Source organism: Streptomyces sp. NPDC006235 (assembly GCF_040613735.1).
Lineage (GTDB): Bacteria > Actinomycetota > Actinomycetes > Streptomycetales > Streptomycetaceae > Streptomyces.
The window spans coordinates 69,181-84,863 of record NZ_JBEXSR010000011.1; the positions used below are offsets into that span (position 1 = coordinate 69,181).

Consider the following 15,683-nt stretch of genomic DNA (forward strand, 5'->3'; position numbering starts at 1 on the left):
CGGCGCCCGGGTCACACCAGTCGGCGGGCCGTCGCCCAGCGCGTCAGCTCGTGCCGGTTGGAGAGCTGGAGCTTGCGGAGGACCGCCGAGACATGGGACTCGACCGTCTTCACGGAGATGAACAGCTGCTTGGCGATCTCCTTGTACGCGTACCCCCGGGCGATGAGCCGCAGCACCTCGCGCTCGCGCTGGGTGAGGCGGTCCAGATCCTCGTCGACCGGCGGCGCGTCCGTGGAGGCGAAGGCGTCGAGGACGAACCCGGCCAGCCGCGGGGAGAACACCGCGTCGCCCTCCTGGACACGGAAGATGGAGTCGACGAGGTCCGTGCCGGTGATCGTCTTGGTGACGTATCCGCGGGCCCCGCCGCGGATCACGCCGATCACGTCCTCGGCGGCGTCCGACACGGACAGCGCCAGGAAACGGACGGGCTGCTCGGCGTCGGCCATCAACGGGGCGCAGCGGCGCAGCACTTCGACACCGCCGCCACCGGGCAGGTGCACGTCGAGGAGGACCACCTCGGGCCGGGTCGCGGTGATGACCGTGACCGCCTGGTCGACGTCCGCGGCCTCGCCGACGACCTCGACACCGGTCTGCTCGGTCTGGCCGATCTCGGCCTGGACCCCCGTACGGAACATGCGGTGGTCGTCGACGAGGACCACGCGCACGCGACGCCCGCCGGTGCCGCCGTCCGACTCCGCGGGCCCGGGCGCCTCCGCCGATCCCGCCGTACCGTTCGCCTCGGTCGGGTCGCTCATGACGTCTTCTCCGCCCTCTCCATCTCCAGCTCGACCTCCGTGCCGCCGTCCGGCACCGCGCGCAGTCGCGCCGTACCGCCGTTGCGCTCCATGCGGCCGATGATCGATTCTCTGACACCCATCCGGTCGGCGGGTATCGAGTCGAGGTCGAAGCCGGGGCCGCGGTCACGGACGGACACGAAGACCGTCTTCCCCTCGACCTCGGCGAAGACCTGTACGGCTCCGCCCTCGCCACCGTACTTGGCGGCGTTCACCATTGCTTCGCGCGCGGCCTGCATCTGCGCGCTGATTCTCTCGTCGAGCGGGCAGTCGCCCACGACCACGACCTCGATGGGCACGCCGTGCTTGTCCTCCACCTCGGCCGCGTTGCGCCGCACGGCGTCGGCGAGGGTGGTGGGTTCGTCCGCCTCGTCCTTGCCGGTGCCCTCCGGCTTGTACAGCCAGGTGCGCAGGTCGCGCTCCTGGGCGCGGGCGAGGCGGCGCACCTCGCTCGCGTTCTCCGCGTTGCGCTGGATCAGGGTGAGGGTGTGCAGCACCGAGTCGTGCACATGCGCGGCGACCTCCGCGCGCTCCTGGGCGCGGATGCGCATCAGGCGCTCCTCGGAGAGGTCCTGGGTCATGCGCACCAGATACGGCCCGGCGAGAAGCGTTATCCCCACGAGGACCGCGAGGGCCGCCTGGAGGACTGAGCCGAGGTGGGCGGCGGAGCCCTGCAGGACGAAGATGCCGGAGACGCCGGCCGTCACCAGCAGCACACCGCCCACCGAGCGCAGCAGCGTGACAGTGCGCCGGCGGCGGCCGACCTCGACCCAGCGGGCCCGGCGGGCGTTGTCGGCCTGCCGCCAGACCAGGGCGACGCCCGCGCCGACGAGCACCGCCGGCCAGAGATACGCCCTGGCCCCACCGCTGAGGTTCACATTGCCCACGAACACCATGGCCACGACGACCATGAGGAGCAGGGCCACGATCTGGCCCTTGTCCGGCCTGCGGGCGACGAGTCTGCGGCGGCCGTCGGGCGAGGTCTCCGAGGCGGCCAGCGACGGCGGCTTCTGCTTCTGCGCCTCGACGCCGCCGACGCCGAGCGGGACGAAGAACCAGAACGCGGCGTACAGCAGCGCACCGAGGCCGTCGGCCATGAACAGGCCGACGAAGACGAGCCGTACCCAGATCACGGGCAGCCCGAGGTGCCCGGCGAGCCCTCGCGCCACACCACCGAGCCAGCGTCCGTCACTGCTGCGGTAGAGCTTGCGCGGCGGCCGCGGTTCGGCGAGTGGCGCTGCTGCGGCTTCCGACATGCCATTGATGGTCACACGGCCGGCAGGCCGGAGCATCAGGGTCGGCCCCGGAGACTCCCCTGATCTCCGGACCCGGGCCTTCGAACGCTTCCCGAGCCGTCCCTCAGGGCCGATATCAGGGTCGGGCCAGGGTCATTCCGGCTGCCGCGGCGCCGCCGCGCCCGTCACCATGGACCCATGACCGATCACGAGCACGCCGCGACGGGTCCGGGACCCGGCTCCGGCCCGCGCCCCGCACCGGGCGCCGGGCCGCAGGATGCCGCGCCCGCCGCGGGCGCCGCCTCCCCCGCGCCTCCGCCCGCGCACGGGCCCGCGGGCGCGGGAGAACAGAGGGGAGCCACGCCCGACGCGGCCGGCCCCGCGGCGGAAGCCCCGCCCGGGCCACCGCACAGGTTCCGGCGCGACCGCCGCAACAAGGCCCTGGCCGGCGTCTGCGCCGGGCTCGGGCGGCGGTGCGACATGGACCCGGTGATCTTCCGGATCACCCTCGCGGTGCTCTCCGCCACCGGCGGCATCGGCCTGCTCTTCTACGGCTTCGCCTGGCTCGTCGTGCCCTACGACGACGAGGACGAGAACGAGGTGCGCAAGCTGCTGACCGGCCGCGTCGACGGCCAGGCCCTGACCGCGGTGCTGTTCGCGCTGGTCGGCTGCGGCGTGTTCCTGACCATGCTGAACAACGGCGGGGTGCTGACCTTCGCCGTCGTCCTCTCCCTCCTCCTCGCGGGCGCCGGCTACTGGTCGCGCCAGCGCGGTGCCCCCAGCCCCGACCCGCTGGCCGCCCAGGCCGTCGCCGACGCCCCGCCCGAACCCCAGGCGCCGCCGGTGTTCATCACCTACCCGTCCTGGTGGCGCGACCCCATCGTCAAGGACGGCACCCACATCGGCGGCACGGGCTACCTCTGGGGCCCGCGCGACACCCGCGACCTGGACGTCGCCGCTGCCATCAACATCAGCCGCGGCACCGAGGCCCCCGACCGCGAGGACATACCCGTCCCGCGCACCCAGCCGCCCGAGCCGCGCGGCCCCCGCTGGATCGGCGGCTGGGTCTTCCTGCTGGCCCTGCTCGCGGGCGCCCTGGGCACGAACCTGACCTGGGACGACCACCCGCTCGGCACAAGTGTGCAGACCGGCCTGTCCTGCGCGCTCGCCGTTCTGGGCCTGGGCATAGCGGTCAGCGCCTTCCTGGGGCGGACCGGCGCCGGCTCGATCCTCCTGGCGATCATCACGGCGGGCCTGCTCGCCGGCTCGGCGGCACTGCCCAAGGACATCGGCACGCAGTGGACCCGCACGACATGGCAGCCCACGACCGTGGCGGACGTGCAGCGGCAGTACGACCTGGGCACGGGCGTCGGCACCCTGGACCTGTCGAGGGTGGACGTGGACCGGAACAGGACGGTCACGACCCGCGCCGACGTCGGTGTGGGCCGGGTGAAGGTGGTGGTGCCCGAGGACGTGACCGTGCGGCTGAGCGTTGACGTCGGGCTCGGAGACCTGCAGCTGCCGGGCGACGACGCGAAGGACGTGGACGTGAAACCGGGCCAGCACAAGGAGATGACCCTCTCCCCCGCCCAGGGCGTCAAGAAGTCGGGCACCATCGACCTGGATCTCCAGGTCGGCATGGGACAGGCGGAGGTGGCCCGTGCTGCGTCATGAACTCCAGCCCGGAAAGCTGGTCGCCGGCGCCGTCCTCACCCTGGTGGGCGTGCTCTACGCGGGAGACGCGGGCGGCGCCTGGGAGACACCGTGGTTCGTGGCGATACCCCTCGTCACGGGCGGGCTGTTCCTGGCCGGCGCGGTGGCGTTCCTGACGGGCCGGATACGCCGGCGCCGGGGGGCGGGCCGTACCACCGACGAGCCCGGCCCGGACATGGCGGCCTGACGACAGGGCAAGCCACCGCCGCACAGGTCACGCTGCCGCACAGGCCACGCCGCCGCACAACCCACGGCGTGTGCTACCGGTAGTCCCCTGTCCTGTGCCGTCGCCGCGACCGCAAGGCGGCGTCCAGGGAGAACAGGGGAGCGCCCGCGAGCACGAGGGGGATCCAGGCCATGAGGTAGGCGAGGTCGTTGCCGTAGTAGTACGGGTCGGACGCCCAGCTCACGGTCAGCCACAGGCTGAGGGAGATCAGCGCGCCGCCGAGTGCGGCCAGCCGGGCGAACAGGCCGAGCAGGGTGCCGATGCCGACGGCGAGTTCGCCGCAGGCGATGGCGTAGCCGAAGCCGACGGGGCTCTTCAGTGAGAGGTCCACCAGGGCGGGGATGGCGGAGGAGTCGCGGACGGCGCGCATCATGTCGCCGATCGAGCCGGAACCGGAGTCCTGCATGAAGGCGCTGTCGGTGAGTTTGTCCAGGCCGGCATAGATGAAGGTGACGCCGAGGAAGAGCCGTAGGGGAAGGAGGGCATAGCGGACGGCGGTGTCCCGCCAGTCTCCTCCGCTGCCGAAGTGGGGGGTGTGCGTGTCCGTTCTCATGCCGTGAGTCATCGCTGCTAGCCGCCTCTCGCCCGCCGGTGCCGAGACCCCCTCAACGACCATACGTACGACAAACCGACCCCGCTCAATCCTGTGCGGCGGGTTTTGTTACTGGCGGCCAGGCGACCGGCACTTCCGGGTGATCGGCGTGGGTGCCGGGGACCGGCAGCCGTCACTCCGTCACTCCGTCACATCGACCGCGTACCGGTTCGTCTCCACCCCCGCCGCCGTGACCACCTGTACCTCGACCCGTCCCGGCTCCACATCCGCCGGTACCGGCACGGTCAGCAGTGTGTCCGTCGGGTTGTCGAACCCCCCGGGCACCGGCACCAACGGGACGTGGACGTGCACGGCACCGACGCGGACGACCATCCGGGCCAGCCGGTCCGCGCCCTGCGCACCCGGCGGTACGAACCCGGCGCCCCGGATCTCGATGTCGTCACCCGTGCGGATCGGCCCGTCCAGATCGCCCGCCTCCCGCGACCGCACGACGGAGAGGATGACCGGCCGGCCCCCCTCCGCGTACTTGCCGGCCAGGTACGTCGCCGCCGACACCAGGACGACCACCGCCAGCCCCCACGGCAGGTCCGGCAACTGGTCCGGCCGCCGGGCCAGCCGTACCGCCGCGAAGACCAGGGCGACGGCGCTGATCACGACGTACTGGATGTCGGCGAAGGTGCCCCGGCCCGCGTCGTCGGTCAGCAGGTCGGCGGCTCGCGGCCGGTCGGCGGGTACCTTCTGGAGCCGTTGCGCCAGCACCCGCAGCCCGACCACCCGCCGCACGAGCACGGCGATCCCGCACACCACGGCGAGCACGGTCACGACCCCCGCCCCGCGGGCGAGTTCCAGCCCGGAGATCAGCGCGTCCCGGTCGGCGTGCCGGGAGGCGCCCGCCAGCCGCCCGGCCAGCACGAGCACCGAGTAGGCCACGAAGAGCACCCACGCCCCGGCGACCGTACGGGAGGTGGACAGCCGGTTGTCCTCACCGATGAGGGGCGCGAGCGCACCGCCCTTCGCCCGGTGGAACCATGACGCCGCCGTCAGCGCCCCGGCGACCACGAGTGCGGCGGCCAGCCCGGCCGTACGGGCGGCCGTCCAGCCCGCGCCGACCGCGGTGAGGGCCTGCCCGAGCAGCAACAGCACGACGGCCGCCCACACGACCCCCGCCGTGCGGCGCCAGAGGCCGGCCAGCCAGGCCCGGCCCTCGGCCCGGCCGCGCTCGGCGACGAGTTCCGCGGACTGCGCCAGTTCCTCCGAGACCCACTGCCGGGAGGCCGAGGCGGAGTGGGCCACCGCGGCCGGCAGCCCCTGCCCGGCCGCGAACTCGTCGCGCCTGCGCAGAAACGCGGCGACGGCCCTCCGATGCCCCTCACGCGCCCCGTGCGGACAGTCCCCGCAGGCGCACCCACCTCCGTGCACACCACCGTCCACACTGCCGTGCACACCACCGTCCACACTGCCGTGCACACCACCGTCCACACTGCCGTGCATCCCACCCCGCACACCCCCGGGCGCACCACCCTGTCCCGCCTCGCGCACCGTCACGCCCGACGCCCGCCTTCCCGCGACCCAACCACCGTCGGTCTTCCGGACCCCGGAAACACCGCTGCACAACTCCCGTGCGACGACAGCGGATTATCCCTTCACCACCTGGTCCGCGTCCGCCCGGTCTGGTCAACACGGGTGAAGTTCGGCGCGGCAAGTTGACCCGGCTGCGAGAATTCCCTTATGGCCGAGATCATCCAGCGTGACGGGACCTGGGCCTTCGACGGCACTACGGTCCGGATCACGCCCGGTCTGCACCGCTCGGTGCCGCTGTTCCGGCAGACGTACGGAGAGATCGCCGTGCCGCTGGAGGCGGTCTCGGGTGTCGTCCTCGAAGCGGAACGCAAACGCGGACGGCTCCGGTTGCGGCTCCGGGAGGGCGCCGACCCGCTGCTCCAGGCGACCGGCGGGCGGCTGCCGGACGCGGCCGATCCGTACCGGCTGGCGGTGGACGTCGACCGTACGGGGGTCGCCGAGTACGTCGCCGAGGAGATCCGGCGCGCGCTGCTTCTCGACCAGGTCCCGAAGGAACCGGCGAAGGCCTATCTGCTGCCGGGCCCGCCGGTTCCGGTGTCGGTGCGCTCGTCCGACGGGACGGTCTCCTTCGACGGGACCCGGGTACGGATCGACTGGGCCGACACCTCCGAGCGGGTCAAGCGCGCCACCGGCCCGCGCGTCATCGACCTGGGCGACCTGGTGCGGGTCGAGTGGCTGCCGAACTCCGGTCACGAGGACGGCTTCCTGCGTTTCGTGACCCGCGAGACGGTGTTCTCGAAACTGCCGCCGGAGAAGGACCCGTACGCCCTGGACCTGTGGGGCAGCGTCCGCCGCGACCTGCTGACCGCACTGGTGGCGACGGCGGTCACCGCCCGGCTGCCGCACCCGTCCACCCGCGCCGCGGCCGGGAACCACGAGGACGGCGCGCACGGCTCCCGCCCGGCCGGCGCCGTACCGCCCGCGGCCGACCACCACGACGTACTGCTGCGCCGCCTCCGCGAGTTGGGCGAGCTGTACCGGGAGGGCGTGCTCACCGACGAGGAGTTCGCGAGGACGAAGGCAGTGGTGCTCCGCGGCTTCTGACGGACGGGCCGCGCCAATTCACCTCAGCTCGACTCAACTCAGCTCGACTCAGCTCAGCTCAGCAGATCCGGCTCGCTCCGGCTGACCTCCTGCCACATCGGCTGGTAGTTGATCCACGCAACCAGGTCGCCCCCCAACTGCTCCCGCGTCGCCACCGCCATCCGGTGGTCGATGCGGACCGGCCGCCCGGCGGCCTGCGCGGTCAGCTGCACCTGGCAGGACCGTTCCATCGACACGAACCACCAGGCGGCGGCGTCCACCGAGTCTCCGACGGTCAGCAGCCCGTGGTTGCGCAGCACGAGCGCCTTGCGGGAGCCGAGCGCGGCCGCGATGCGCCGCCCCTCCTCGGCGTCGACGGCGACGCCGGTGTAGGCGTCGTAGAGGGTGTGGTCCTCGTAGAAGGCGCAGCTCTCCTGGGTGATCGGCTCCAGCAGCTCGCCGAGGGCGGCGAGCGCCCGGCCGTGCACCGAGTGGCAGTGGGCGACGGCGACCACGTCGGGGCGTGCGGCGTGGACCTGGGCGTGCACGGTGAAGGCGGCCTGGTTGACGTGGTAGCCGCCCTCGACGACCTGGCCGTCCTGGTTGGCGAGCACCAGGTCGCTCACGGTGACGTGCCGGAAGGGCATCCCGAACGGGTTGACCCAGAAGCAGTCGGTGTACTCGGGGTCGCGGGCGGTGATGTGCCCGGACACGCCGTCCTCGTAGCCGAGCCGCCCGAAGATCCGCAGGGCGCCCGCGAGCCGTTCCTTGCGGTGCCGGCGTTCGTCCTCCACCGACTCGTGCATGGGCGGCATCGCGAACCGCAGCCGGTCGGTGGGCAACGGCAGGGGCGGGGTGGGCCCGTGCATAGGTCCTCCAGCGATGGTTCTACGTACGGGGCGGAAGCTACCGCCGGTCGGGTCGGAAAGAACAGAACCGTTTGGTGAAGATGAGACCAGCGCACCGGCGAACGCCCCGTGCGCACCCGTGCGCGTCCCTTTTGCCCCCGGTCTCCACGACCCCACGAATAGCCGACAGAAGATGTCGGATTTCGGCGCGACACTCTCCCCATGACAGCGAACTGGGCGGCTTTCGCCACTACCGAGCCGGACATGGCCGACACCGTCGAGAAGCGCTTCGGCGCCTACACCCACCACGTCCTCGCCACCCTCCGGAAGGACGGCTCGCCCCGCACCAGCGGCCTGGAGGTGCGCTTCCTGAACGGCGAGCTGTGGCTCGGCATGATGCCGGACTCGCTCAAGGCGCTCGACCTGCGCCGCGACCCGCGCTTCGCGCTCCAGGCGAACCCCGGGGAGGGCACGGGCATGGGCGGCGGCGACGTGCGGATCAGCGGGCGGGCGATCGAGATCGACGACGTGGAGACGAAGGCGCGGTACGTCGAAGAGGTGGAACCGCCGGAGCCGTTCCACCTCTTCCGCACCGAGCTCACGGAGGTCGTACGGACCTACGTCGAGGACGACAAGTTCCTCGTCGTCCAGATCTGGACGCCCGGCGAGCCCCTGCGCACGATCAAGCGCACGTAGGGGTCACTCCCACTCGATCGTCCCCGGCGGCTTCGAGGTCACGTCGAGGACGACGCGGTTGACGTCACGCACCTCGTTGGTGATCCGGGTCGAGATCTTCGCGAGGACGTCGTACGGCAGCCGCGACCAGTCGGCGGTCATCGCGTCCTCGGACGAGACGGGCCGCAGGACGATCGGGTGGCCGTACGTACGGCCGTCACCCTGGACGCCGACGCTGCGGACGTCCGCGAGGAGGACCACCGGGCACTGCCAGATGTCCCGGTCGAGGCCGGCCGCCGTGAGCTCCTCGCGGGCGATGGCGTCGGCCTCGCGCAGCAGGTCCAGGCGCTCCTTGGTGACCTCGCCGACGATCCGGATGCCGAGGCCGGGGCCGGGGAAGGGCTGGCGCTGGACGATCTCGTCCGGCAGGCCGAGCTCCTGGCCGACCATGCGGACCTCGTCCTTGAAGAGCTTGCGCAGCGGCTCGATGAGCTGGAACTCGAGGTCCTCGGGGAGGCCGCCGACGTTGTGGTGGGACTTGATGTTGGCGGTGCCGGTGCCGCCGCCGGACTCGACCACGTCCGGGTAGAGGGTGCCCTGGACGAGGAACTCCACCGCCGGGCCCTCGTCCGCGATGATCTCGGCCTGGGCCTGCTCGAAGACCCGGATGAACTCGCGGCCGATGATCTTCCGCTTCTCCTCGGGGTCGGAGACCCCCTTCAGAGCAGACAGGAACCGCTCCTCCGCGTCCACGACCTTCAGCTGCACGCCGGTCGCGGCGACGAAGTCCTTCTCGACCTGCTCGGTCTCGCCCTTGCGCATCAGGCCGTGGTCGACGTACACGCAGGTCAGCTGGGAGCCGATGGCCTTCTGGACGAGGGCCGCGGCGACCGCGGAGTCCACGCCGCCGGACAGCCCGCAGATGGCGCGCCTGTCGCCGACCTGCTCACGGATGGCGGCGACCTGCTCCTCGATGACGCTGCCCGTGGTCCAGGAGGGGGTCAGGCCCGCGCCCCGGTACAGGAAGTGCTCCAGCACCTGCTGTCCGTGCGTGGAGTGCATCACCTCGGGGTGGTACTGGACGCCGTACAGCTTCTTCTCGTCGTTCTCGAAGGCGGCGACCGGGACGACGTCCGTGGAGGCCGTGACGGAGAAGCCCTCGGGGGCGGCGGAGCAGGCGTCGCCGTGCGACATCCAGACGGCCTGCTCGGCGGGGGTGCCCTCGAAGAGGGTGGAGGACGACTTGGAGACGTGCAGGTCGGTGCGGCCGTACTCGCGGGCTCCGGTGTTGTCGACGGTGCCGCCGAGGGTGCGCGCCATCAGCTGGAAGCCGTAGCACATGCCGAAGACGGGGACGCCGGCCTCGAAGAGCGCGCGGTCCAGGCGCGGGGCGCCTTCCTCGTAGACCGACGAGGGGCCGCCGGAGAGGATGATCGCCGCGGGGTTCTTGGCGAGCATCTCGGCGACCGGCATGGTGCTCGGCACGATCTCGCTGTAGACCCGCGCCTCGCGGACACGACGGGCGATGAGCTGGGCGTACTGCGCGCCGAAGTCGACGACCAGGACGGTGTCGGCGGCGCTGGCAGCGGGAGTCGCTGATGACACAGGGTGCCTTCCGGCGGTGGGGCGGGGGTCTTGTGCCACCCGATTCTACCGGGGTGCCGGGGGGCGTCGTCCGGGCGCCGGGAGCCGGGGCCGTCTCAGGATGCGAACCGGGTTGGACGCCCCCGGGGAGCGGGGCATACTTGCCCCATGCTCCAGCACCAGACGTTCGTCTTTACCTATGGCACCCGGCCCGCCGGCTGCCATGGTCGTGCTGCTTGAGCAACTGACAAGCGACTTCCCAGGCGCCCCGGGCCGACAAGGCCCGGGGCGTCTGCCGTCGTCCGGGCCGTGCCGCTCCGGGGCACCCCTCGACGACAAGGAGCCCCCATGAACGCCACCGACGTGACCGGTGCCCGTACCCCCGAGGCCGCCGGCGTGATCAGCGGCGCGCGTGAGCGCATCGACGCGCTGGACGACCGGATCATCGGCCTGATCCAGGAACGGGCGGCGGTCTCCGCCGTCATCCAGGAGGCCCGGATCTCCTCCGGCGGCCGGCGCGTGAACCTCTCCCGCGAGATGGAGGTCCTCGGCCGCTACCGGGAGGCGCTGGGCAAGCCGGGCACCGCCCTCGCGATGACCCTCCTGGAGCTGTGCCGGGGCCGGATCTGAAACCCCGTACCCAGGAAAGACCTCCCGGGAAAGACCTCCCAGGAAAGACGTTCCCGGGACAGACGTGCGCCCCCTTCTCACCCGTACGGCGCGTGACCGTCCCGCGGGCCGCTTCGTTGGTCCCGGTGTCCGTGCCAGCCAGGCGCGGGCCCGAGAGAAACCACGCGTGGCTCGCTGGAGCGATGAGACGTACGGATCGTGCCGTGCGTCGTGGGACCTCGCTCCAGGGAAGTGACCGGACGGCAGGGGACAGCAGCCCGGTCACCCAAGAGAACGGTCGGCTCCGGGGACGCCCGGGGCCGACCGGCGGACCTTGCAAAAATGCACAAGGCTGGATCGAAAGGTTGCGGGCGCCGCGTTCATCCAGCACGATGCGTAGACAGCCCAAGTCCCCCCGCGGGCACCCGCATTGCCCCATTGCCAGAGGTACAGACCAGCGGCGCACCCCCCGGCGCCGCTTCCAGGCACCGGCGCTGCCCTGACGTCGGTGCTGACGAGAAGAAAGGCCCCGCGGCTCCACTCCGCGGGGCCTTTCGCTCTGCGCCGGCAGTCGGCCCGGGGCGCGCCGTCGCCCCGAAGGCCGTCAGGTGCGCGAGACCGTCCCGCACTCGTCCGGGTCGCGGTCGATGTCCTTGCTCCGGTCGTACGGATCCGTCGTCGGCCCGCTCGGCGCCGCGCCCGTGGGCCGGCTCGACGGGAACTCCGGGTGCAGATAGCCGTCGTAGACGTCGCAGGAGGAGTTGCCGATCTCCTGGTCGTACTCCAGGAGCAGCAGCCGGCCCTCGGTGACCTGGTACCGCGCGGGGTCGGCGAGTTCGGCCTCGAGCACCCGGCGCACGATGGTGCGGGTGACCTCGGTGGGGCCGTCGGCCCGTACGACGGGGTAGACGAAGGTGTAGTCGGCGCGCACGGCGACGCCCCCGTGCGATCCCTTCTCGAAGGTCATGCGGCCACGGGTCTTGATCACGTCGCCGACCGGACGTACCTCGTCGGGGTCGAAGCGGCTGAACAGCGTCACCGGGTCGTGCTTCCTGCTCGGTGAGCGCAGGGCGATGCCGAGGTCGTCGAGGACGTCGGGTTGCTTGGGGTCGAGCACGGAGAGCGCGGCCTCGGGACGGGCGCCGCGCACCGCCTTCGGGTCGAGGTTGGCGCCCACCAGCAGCTTCTTCGTCAGCTTCAGTGCCTGCTCCACACGGTCCTTCGGGACCGGTCCGACGGCTTTGGCCTCGGGCAGCACGATGCCGGCCTCGCCGTCGGCCCAGCGCAGCGCCGGGGAGCCGGCGAACGGCTTGTCCAGGGTGGGCATTTCGGGGTCCGACGCCCCGGGCGCGGCACTGGGGGCCGCGGTCTCGTCGGGCAGCGGTGAGGCAGCGGCCGACGACTCGTCCGTGCCGAAGGGGTCGCCGGGCAGCAGCGACGGTTTCAGCGCCACCAGCGCGACGGCGACGGCGACGGGCACACCGAGGACGGCCCACAGCTTGCGGCGCCGCGCCGTCCGGCCGTTCATCTCCTGCCAGGCGGGGCCCGTTCGCCACCCGGGAGGCGACTCGCCCCGGGCCTCCTGCTGCCTCAGCCGCTCCGTCACCATGCGCGCCCGTGCGGACGGCTCCTTCGGGGCTGAGGCATGGCTGTTCCGCTCGGCGTCGCGGATGAACTGCTCCCAGACGTCGTCGGGGAGCTCCGAGGCCGACGGCTCATCGTCGGACGGCGTTTCAGACACGAAGTCAAGATCTAAGCGGGTGGGCGGCGCCTTCACAAGAAGGTCTTGAGTGTGACTCAGCCCACATAAAAATTCTGTGAATGCCAGCACAACCATTCACAGGTGTCACGGATCAAACCTGCCGAACCAAGGGCACTCCCGCGCCCCACACGCGGAGGCCTCCCCCAACGTTCGTACCGCATCCTGCGGTACGCCCGGACTCTCCGAGGTCTTCATGAAGCTTCGCCGCGCCATGGCAGCAGCGGCCGCAACGGCGGTCATAGCCCCGGTCGCACTGCTCGCGGCACCGGCCGCGTACGCGACTGACGAAACGTCGCCGTCGCCGAGCACGTCCGTGACCGAGTCCGCTCCCGAGACGTCCACGTCCCCGAGCCCCTCCACCAGCGAGTCCGCTCCCGAGACGTCCACGTCCCCGAGCCCGTCCACCAGCGAGTCCTCCCCGGCGCCGAGCACGTCCACGTCCCCGAGCCCCTCCACCAGCGAGTCCTCCCCGGCGCCGAGCGCCTCCGAGCCCGAGGAGTCGGAGTCCCCCGACCCCGAGCCCTCCGTGTGCGAGGACACCAAGGTCGACGTCAGCATCTCCGGTCTGCCCGGCAAGATCGCGGCGGGCAGCGGCTGGCACAAGTTCTCGCTGAACGTGGTCAACAACTCCGACTCCACGCTCAACGACCTCGACTTCTTCGCCGGGGCCTCCCCCGACAAGAACGGCGAGGAGCTGTTCTCCAGCAAGCAGGTCCAGCTCCAGGCCTGGGACCCCCAGGACAAGATCTGGGTCGACCTCAACGAGGGCGGCTACGCGGTCGGCTACGTCGGCTACACCGACGAGCTGAAGCCCGACTACCAGGTCAACATCCCGCTGCGCCTCAACGTCAAGCCGTCCGCCCCGGTCGGCGCCGGCTTCTCGCTCGGCGCGACGATCTACGGCGACGACGACGACGAGTGCACCGGCTTCGGCGACGTGTCGTACAAGTTCCAGATCGTCGCGGCCGGCACGGACACCGGTGGCACCAAGCCGACCGAAGGCGGCAAGGCGCCCGTCACCGACGAGAAGCCCAGCGGCAACACGCCGGAGGTCACCGGCAGCCTCGCCGAGACCGGCTCCAGCTCCGCCCTGCCGATGATCAGCCTCGTCGGCGGTGCCGCGGTCGTCGCCGGTGCCGGCGCGATCTTCGTCGTGCGTCGTCGCAAGGCCGGCGTCCAGGCGTAAGCCACAGCGGCCGGCAGGCCGTTGCACCAGCGGAAGAGGGACCTGCGCTCGGAGGGGGGCGCAGGTCCCTCTTCTGCTGTCCGCTGCCGGTCAGTTCTTCGGCGGTACGGCGGGCATGCCCAGGAACGGCAGCCGCAGCGCGCCGAACGCCTCCGCCGGGACCGCCGGGGACTTCGGCTCGACCGGCTGGAGACGCTCGTAGGCCGCGCCCTGCCGGGGTCGCGGGTCCGGCTCGCCCTTGTTGGGCCAGAACGACATGGCCCGCTCGGCCTGGGCGGTGATGGTGAGGGACGGGTTGACGCCCAGGTTGGCGGAGACGGCGGCGCCGTCGACCACCGAGATGCCCGGGTGGCCGTAGAGGCGGTGGTACGGGTCGATCACGCCGGTCTCGCGGGAGTCACCGATCGGGCAGCCCCCCAGGAAGTGGGCCGTGAGCGGGGTGCCCATCAGTTCGCCGACGTTCGAGCCGGCGAAGCCGTTGATCTCGGCGGCGAGTGCCGACGCACTCTCCGTGGCCGCCTTGATCTGCTTCGGGTTGGGCGCGCCGTGGCCCTGGCGGGCGGTGAGCAGGCCGCGGCCGACGCCCGACGGTTTGAGGTACGTCGTCAGGGAGTTGTCCAGCGACTGCATCACCAGGCCGATGATGGTCCGCTCCGACCAGCGGCGGTTGGACAGGGAGCGCAGCACCAGCAAGGGGTGTTTCGCCGCGTGGGCGAGGAAGCCCAGGACCCGTGAGGTGCCCGAGTCGCTCCCGGCGTACGGGACCTGGAGGATCGACAGGCTGCCCATCGAGTTGGAGCCTTTGCCGTAGCGGACGGGCTCGATGTGGGTGTTCTCGTCCGGGTGGATCGAGGACGTGATGGCCACGCCCCGCGTGAAGTCGGCCTTCGGCGCGCCGTGCGCCTTGCGGTAGCGCCGGTCGTCGGTCTGGGCGCCGACCAGGGCCTCGGAGTTGGTGCGGGTCAGCCCGCCCAGCTTGTCCGATATGCGCGGCAGTTGGCCGCCGGCCTTCATGCGGTGCAGCAGCGTCTGGGTGCCGTAGGTGCCGGCGGCAAGGACGACCTGGCGGGCCCGGTAGGTCCGGCCCTTGGCCTTGCGGCGGTTGTCGGTGGGCAGGGTGGCGACCGCGTACCCGCCGCGCGAGTCGTCGGTGACCGAGACGACCGTCGTCAGGGGGTGGACGACCGCGCCGGCCTTCTCGGCGAGGTACAGGTAGTTCTCGTTGAGGGTGTTCTTCGCGCCGTGGCGGCAGCCGGTCATGCACTCGCCGCACTCCGCGCAGGCCCTGCGGGCCGGGCCCGCCCCGCCGAAGTAGGGGTCGGGCACCTCCTGACCCGGCTTCGCCTTCGCCGTGCCGTCCGCGTCCTCGCCGTCGCCGAAGAAGACGCCGACCGGTGCGAGGTGGAAGGAGTCGCCGCAGCCCATGCGTTCCGCGGCGGCCTTCAGGTGCACGTCGGACGGGGTCATGGTCGGGTTGAGCCGGACGCCGAGCATGCGCCGGGCCTGGTCGTAGTACGGCTTGAGCTCCTCCTGCCAGTCCGTGATGTCCCGCCACTGCGGGTCCTCGAAGAACGGCTTCGGCGGGACGTAGAGGGTGTTGGCGTAGTTGAGGGAGCCGCCGCCGACGCCCGCTCCGGCCAGGACCATGACGTTGCCCAGCAGGTGGATGCGCTGGATGCCGTACATGCCGAATTTCGGCGCCCAGAGGTAGTTCTTGAGGTCCCAGGAGTTCTTCGGGAGGGACTCACGGGTGAAGCGGCGGCCGGCCTCCAGGACGCCGACCTTGTAGCCCTTCTCCGTGAGGCGCAGGGCGGTCACCGAGCCGCCGAAGCCGGAGCCGACCACGATGACGTCGTAGTCGTAAGCGTCCTGAGGCACGTGCTCTCCTCGCTGC

Annotated in this window: 14 protein-coding genes; 6 read left to right on the plus strand and 8 right to left on the minus strand. The window is 71.8% G+C overall.

The annotated features are described in order from the left end of the window. Positions 1–11: 11 nt before the first annotated feature. Both ABZ192_RS15850 and ABZ192_RS15855 read right to left on the minus strand, forming a co-directional pair. Entirely contained in the window at positions 12–755 is a 744-nt protein-coding gene (locus ABZ192_RS15850) for a response regulator transcription factor (RefSeq protein WP_356925092.1), read from the minus strand. Beyond that, complete coding sequence (locus ABZ192_RS15855; RefSeq protein WP_356925093.1) at positions 752–2,050, minus strand: PspC domain-containing protein; 1,299 nt, start codon at positions 2,048–2,050, stop codon at positions 752–754. Before ABZ192_RS15855 ends, ABZ192_RS15850 begins: the two co-directional genes overlap by 4 nt. A gap of 177 nt (positions 2,051–2,227) precedes the next feature. On the opposite strand from ABZ192_RS15855, the gene ABZ192_RS15860 reads away from it, so the two are divergent. Further along, entirely contained in the window at positions 2,228–3,703 is a 1,476-nt protein-coding gene (locus ABZ192_RS15860; protein ID WP_356925094.1) for a PspC domain-containing protein, read from the plus strand. Next, positions 3,690–3,929: a hypothetical protein gene (locus ABZ192_RS15865; protein WP_356925095.1), complete on the plus strand. Its 240-nt coding sequence runs from the start codon at positions 3,690–3,692 to the stop codon at positions 3,927–3,929. The genes ABZ192_RS15860 and ABZ192_RS15865 overlap by 14 nt, the downstream gene beginning before the upstream one ends. Before the next feature lie 73 nt (positions 3,930–4,002). Here ABZ192_RS15865 and ABZ192_RS15870 read toward each other — a convergent pair whose 3' ends face one another. Both ABZ192_RS15870 and ABZ192_RS15875 read right to left on the minus strand, forming a co-directional pair. Next, complete coding sequence (locus ABZ192_RS15870) at positions 4,003–4,533, minus strand: DoxX family protein (protein WP_356925096.1); 531 nt, start codon at positions 4,531–4,533, stop codon at positions 4,003–4,005. A gap of 168 nt (positions 4,534–4,701) precedes the next feature. Next, positions 4,702–6,012: a hypothetical protein gene (locus ABZ192_RS15875; RefSeq protein ID WP_356925097.1), complete on the minus strand. Its 1,311-nt coding sequence runs from the start codon at positions 6,010–6,012 to the stop codon at positions 4,702–4,704. 237 nt (positions 6,013–6,249) lie between these two features. On the opposite strand from ABZ192_RS15875, the gene ABZ192_RS15880 reads away from it, so the two are divergent. Continuing rightward, positions 6,250–7,146 carry a DUF4429 domain-containing protein gene (locus tag ABZ192_RS15880; RefSeq protein ID WP_356925098.1) on the plus strand — a complete coding sequence of 299 codons (897 nt, stop codon included), beginning with the start codon at positions 6,250–6,252 and terminating at the stop codon, positions 7,144–7,146. A gap of 53 nt (positions 7,147–7,199) precedes the next feature. Here ABZ192_RS15880 and ABZ192_RS15885 read toward each other — a convergent pair whose 3' ends face one another. Next, complete coding sequence (locus ABZ192_RS15885; protein ID WP_356925099.1) at positions 7,200–7,994, minus strand: class II aldolase/adducin family protein; 795 nt, start codon at positions 7,992–7,994, stop codon at positions 7,200–7,202. A gap of 201 nt (positions 7,995–8,195) precedes the next feature. On the opposite strand from ABZ192_RS15885, the gene ABZ192_RS15890 reads away from it, so the two are divergent. Next, positions 8,196–8,669: a pyridoxamine 5'-phosphate oxidase family protein gene (locus ABZ192_RS15890; RefSeq protein WP_356925100.1), complete on the plus strand. Its 474-nt coding sequence runs from the start codon at positions 8,196–8,198 to the stop codon at positions 8,667–8,669. Between the two features lie 3 nt (positions 8,670–8,672). Here ABZ192_RS15890 and guaA read toward each other — a convergent pair whose 3' ends face one another. Continuing rightward, positions 8,673–10,253 (minus strand): glutamine-hydrolyzing GMP synthase, encoded by a 1,581-nt coding sequence (gene guaA, locus ABZ192_RS15895; protein WP_356925101.1) that lies wholly within the window; start codon positions 10,251–10,253, stop codon positions 8,673–8,675. A gap of 288 nt (positions 10,254–10,541) precedes the next feature. Between guaA and ABZ192_RS15900 the strand changes: the two genes are divergently transcribed. Next, positions 10,542–10,862 (plus strand): chorismate mutase, encoded by a 321-nt coding sequence (locus tag ABZ192_RS15900; RefSeq protein ID WP_356925102.1) that lies wholly within the window; start codon positions 10,542–10,544, stop codon positions 10,860–10,862. A 583-nt stretch (positions 10,863–11,445) separates the two neighbouring features. On the opposite strand, the gene ABZ192_RS15905 is transcribed toward ABZ192_RS15900, so the two are convergent. Further along, positions 11,446–12,582, minus strand: a complete 1,137-nt coding sequence (locus tag ABZ192_RS15905) for a hypothetical protein (RefSeq protein WP_356925103.1) — start codon at positions 12,580–12,582, stop codon at positions 11,446–11,448. Positions 12,583–12,796: 214 nt separating this feature from the next. Between ABZ192_RS15905 and ABZ192_RS15910 the strand changes: the two genes are divergently transcribed. Next, complete coding sequence (locus tag ABZ192_RS15910) at positions 12,797–13,789, plus strand: LAETG motif-containing sortase-dependent surface protein (RefSeq protein ID WP_356925104.1); 993 nt, start codon at positions 12,797–12,799, stop codon at positions 13,787–13,789. Between the two features lie 90 nt (positions 13,790–13,879). Here ABZ192_RS15910 and ABZ192_RS15915 read toward each other — a convergent pair whose 3' ends face one another. Beyond that, positions 13,880–15,667, minus strand: coding sequence for a GMC family oxidoreductase (locus ABZ192_RS15915; RefSeq protein ID WP_356925105.1), 1,788 nt, complete (start codon positions 15,665–15,667; stop codon positions 13,880–13,882). Positions 15,668–15,683 lie beyond the last annotated feature (16 nt).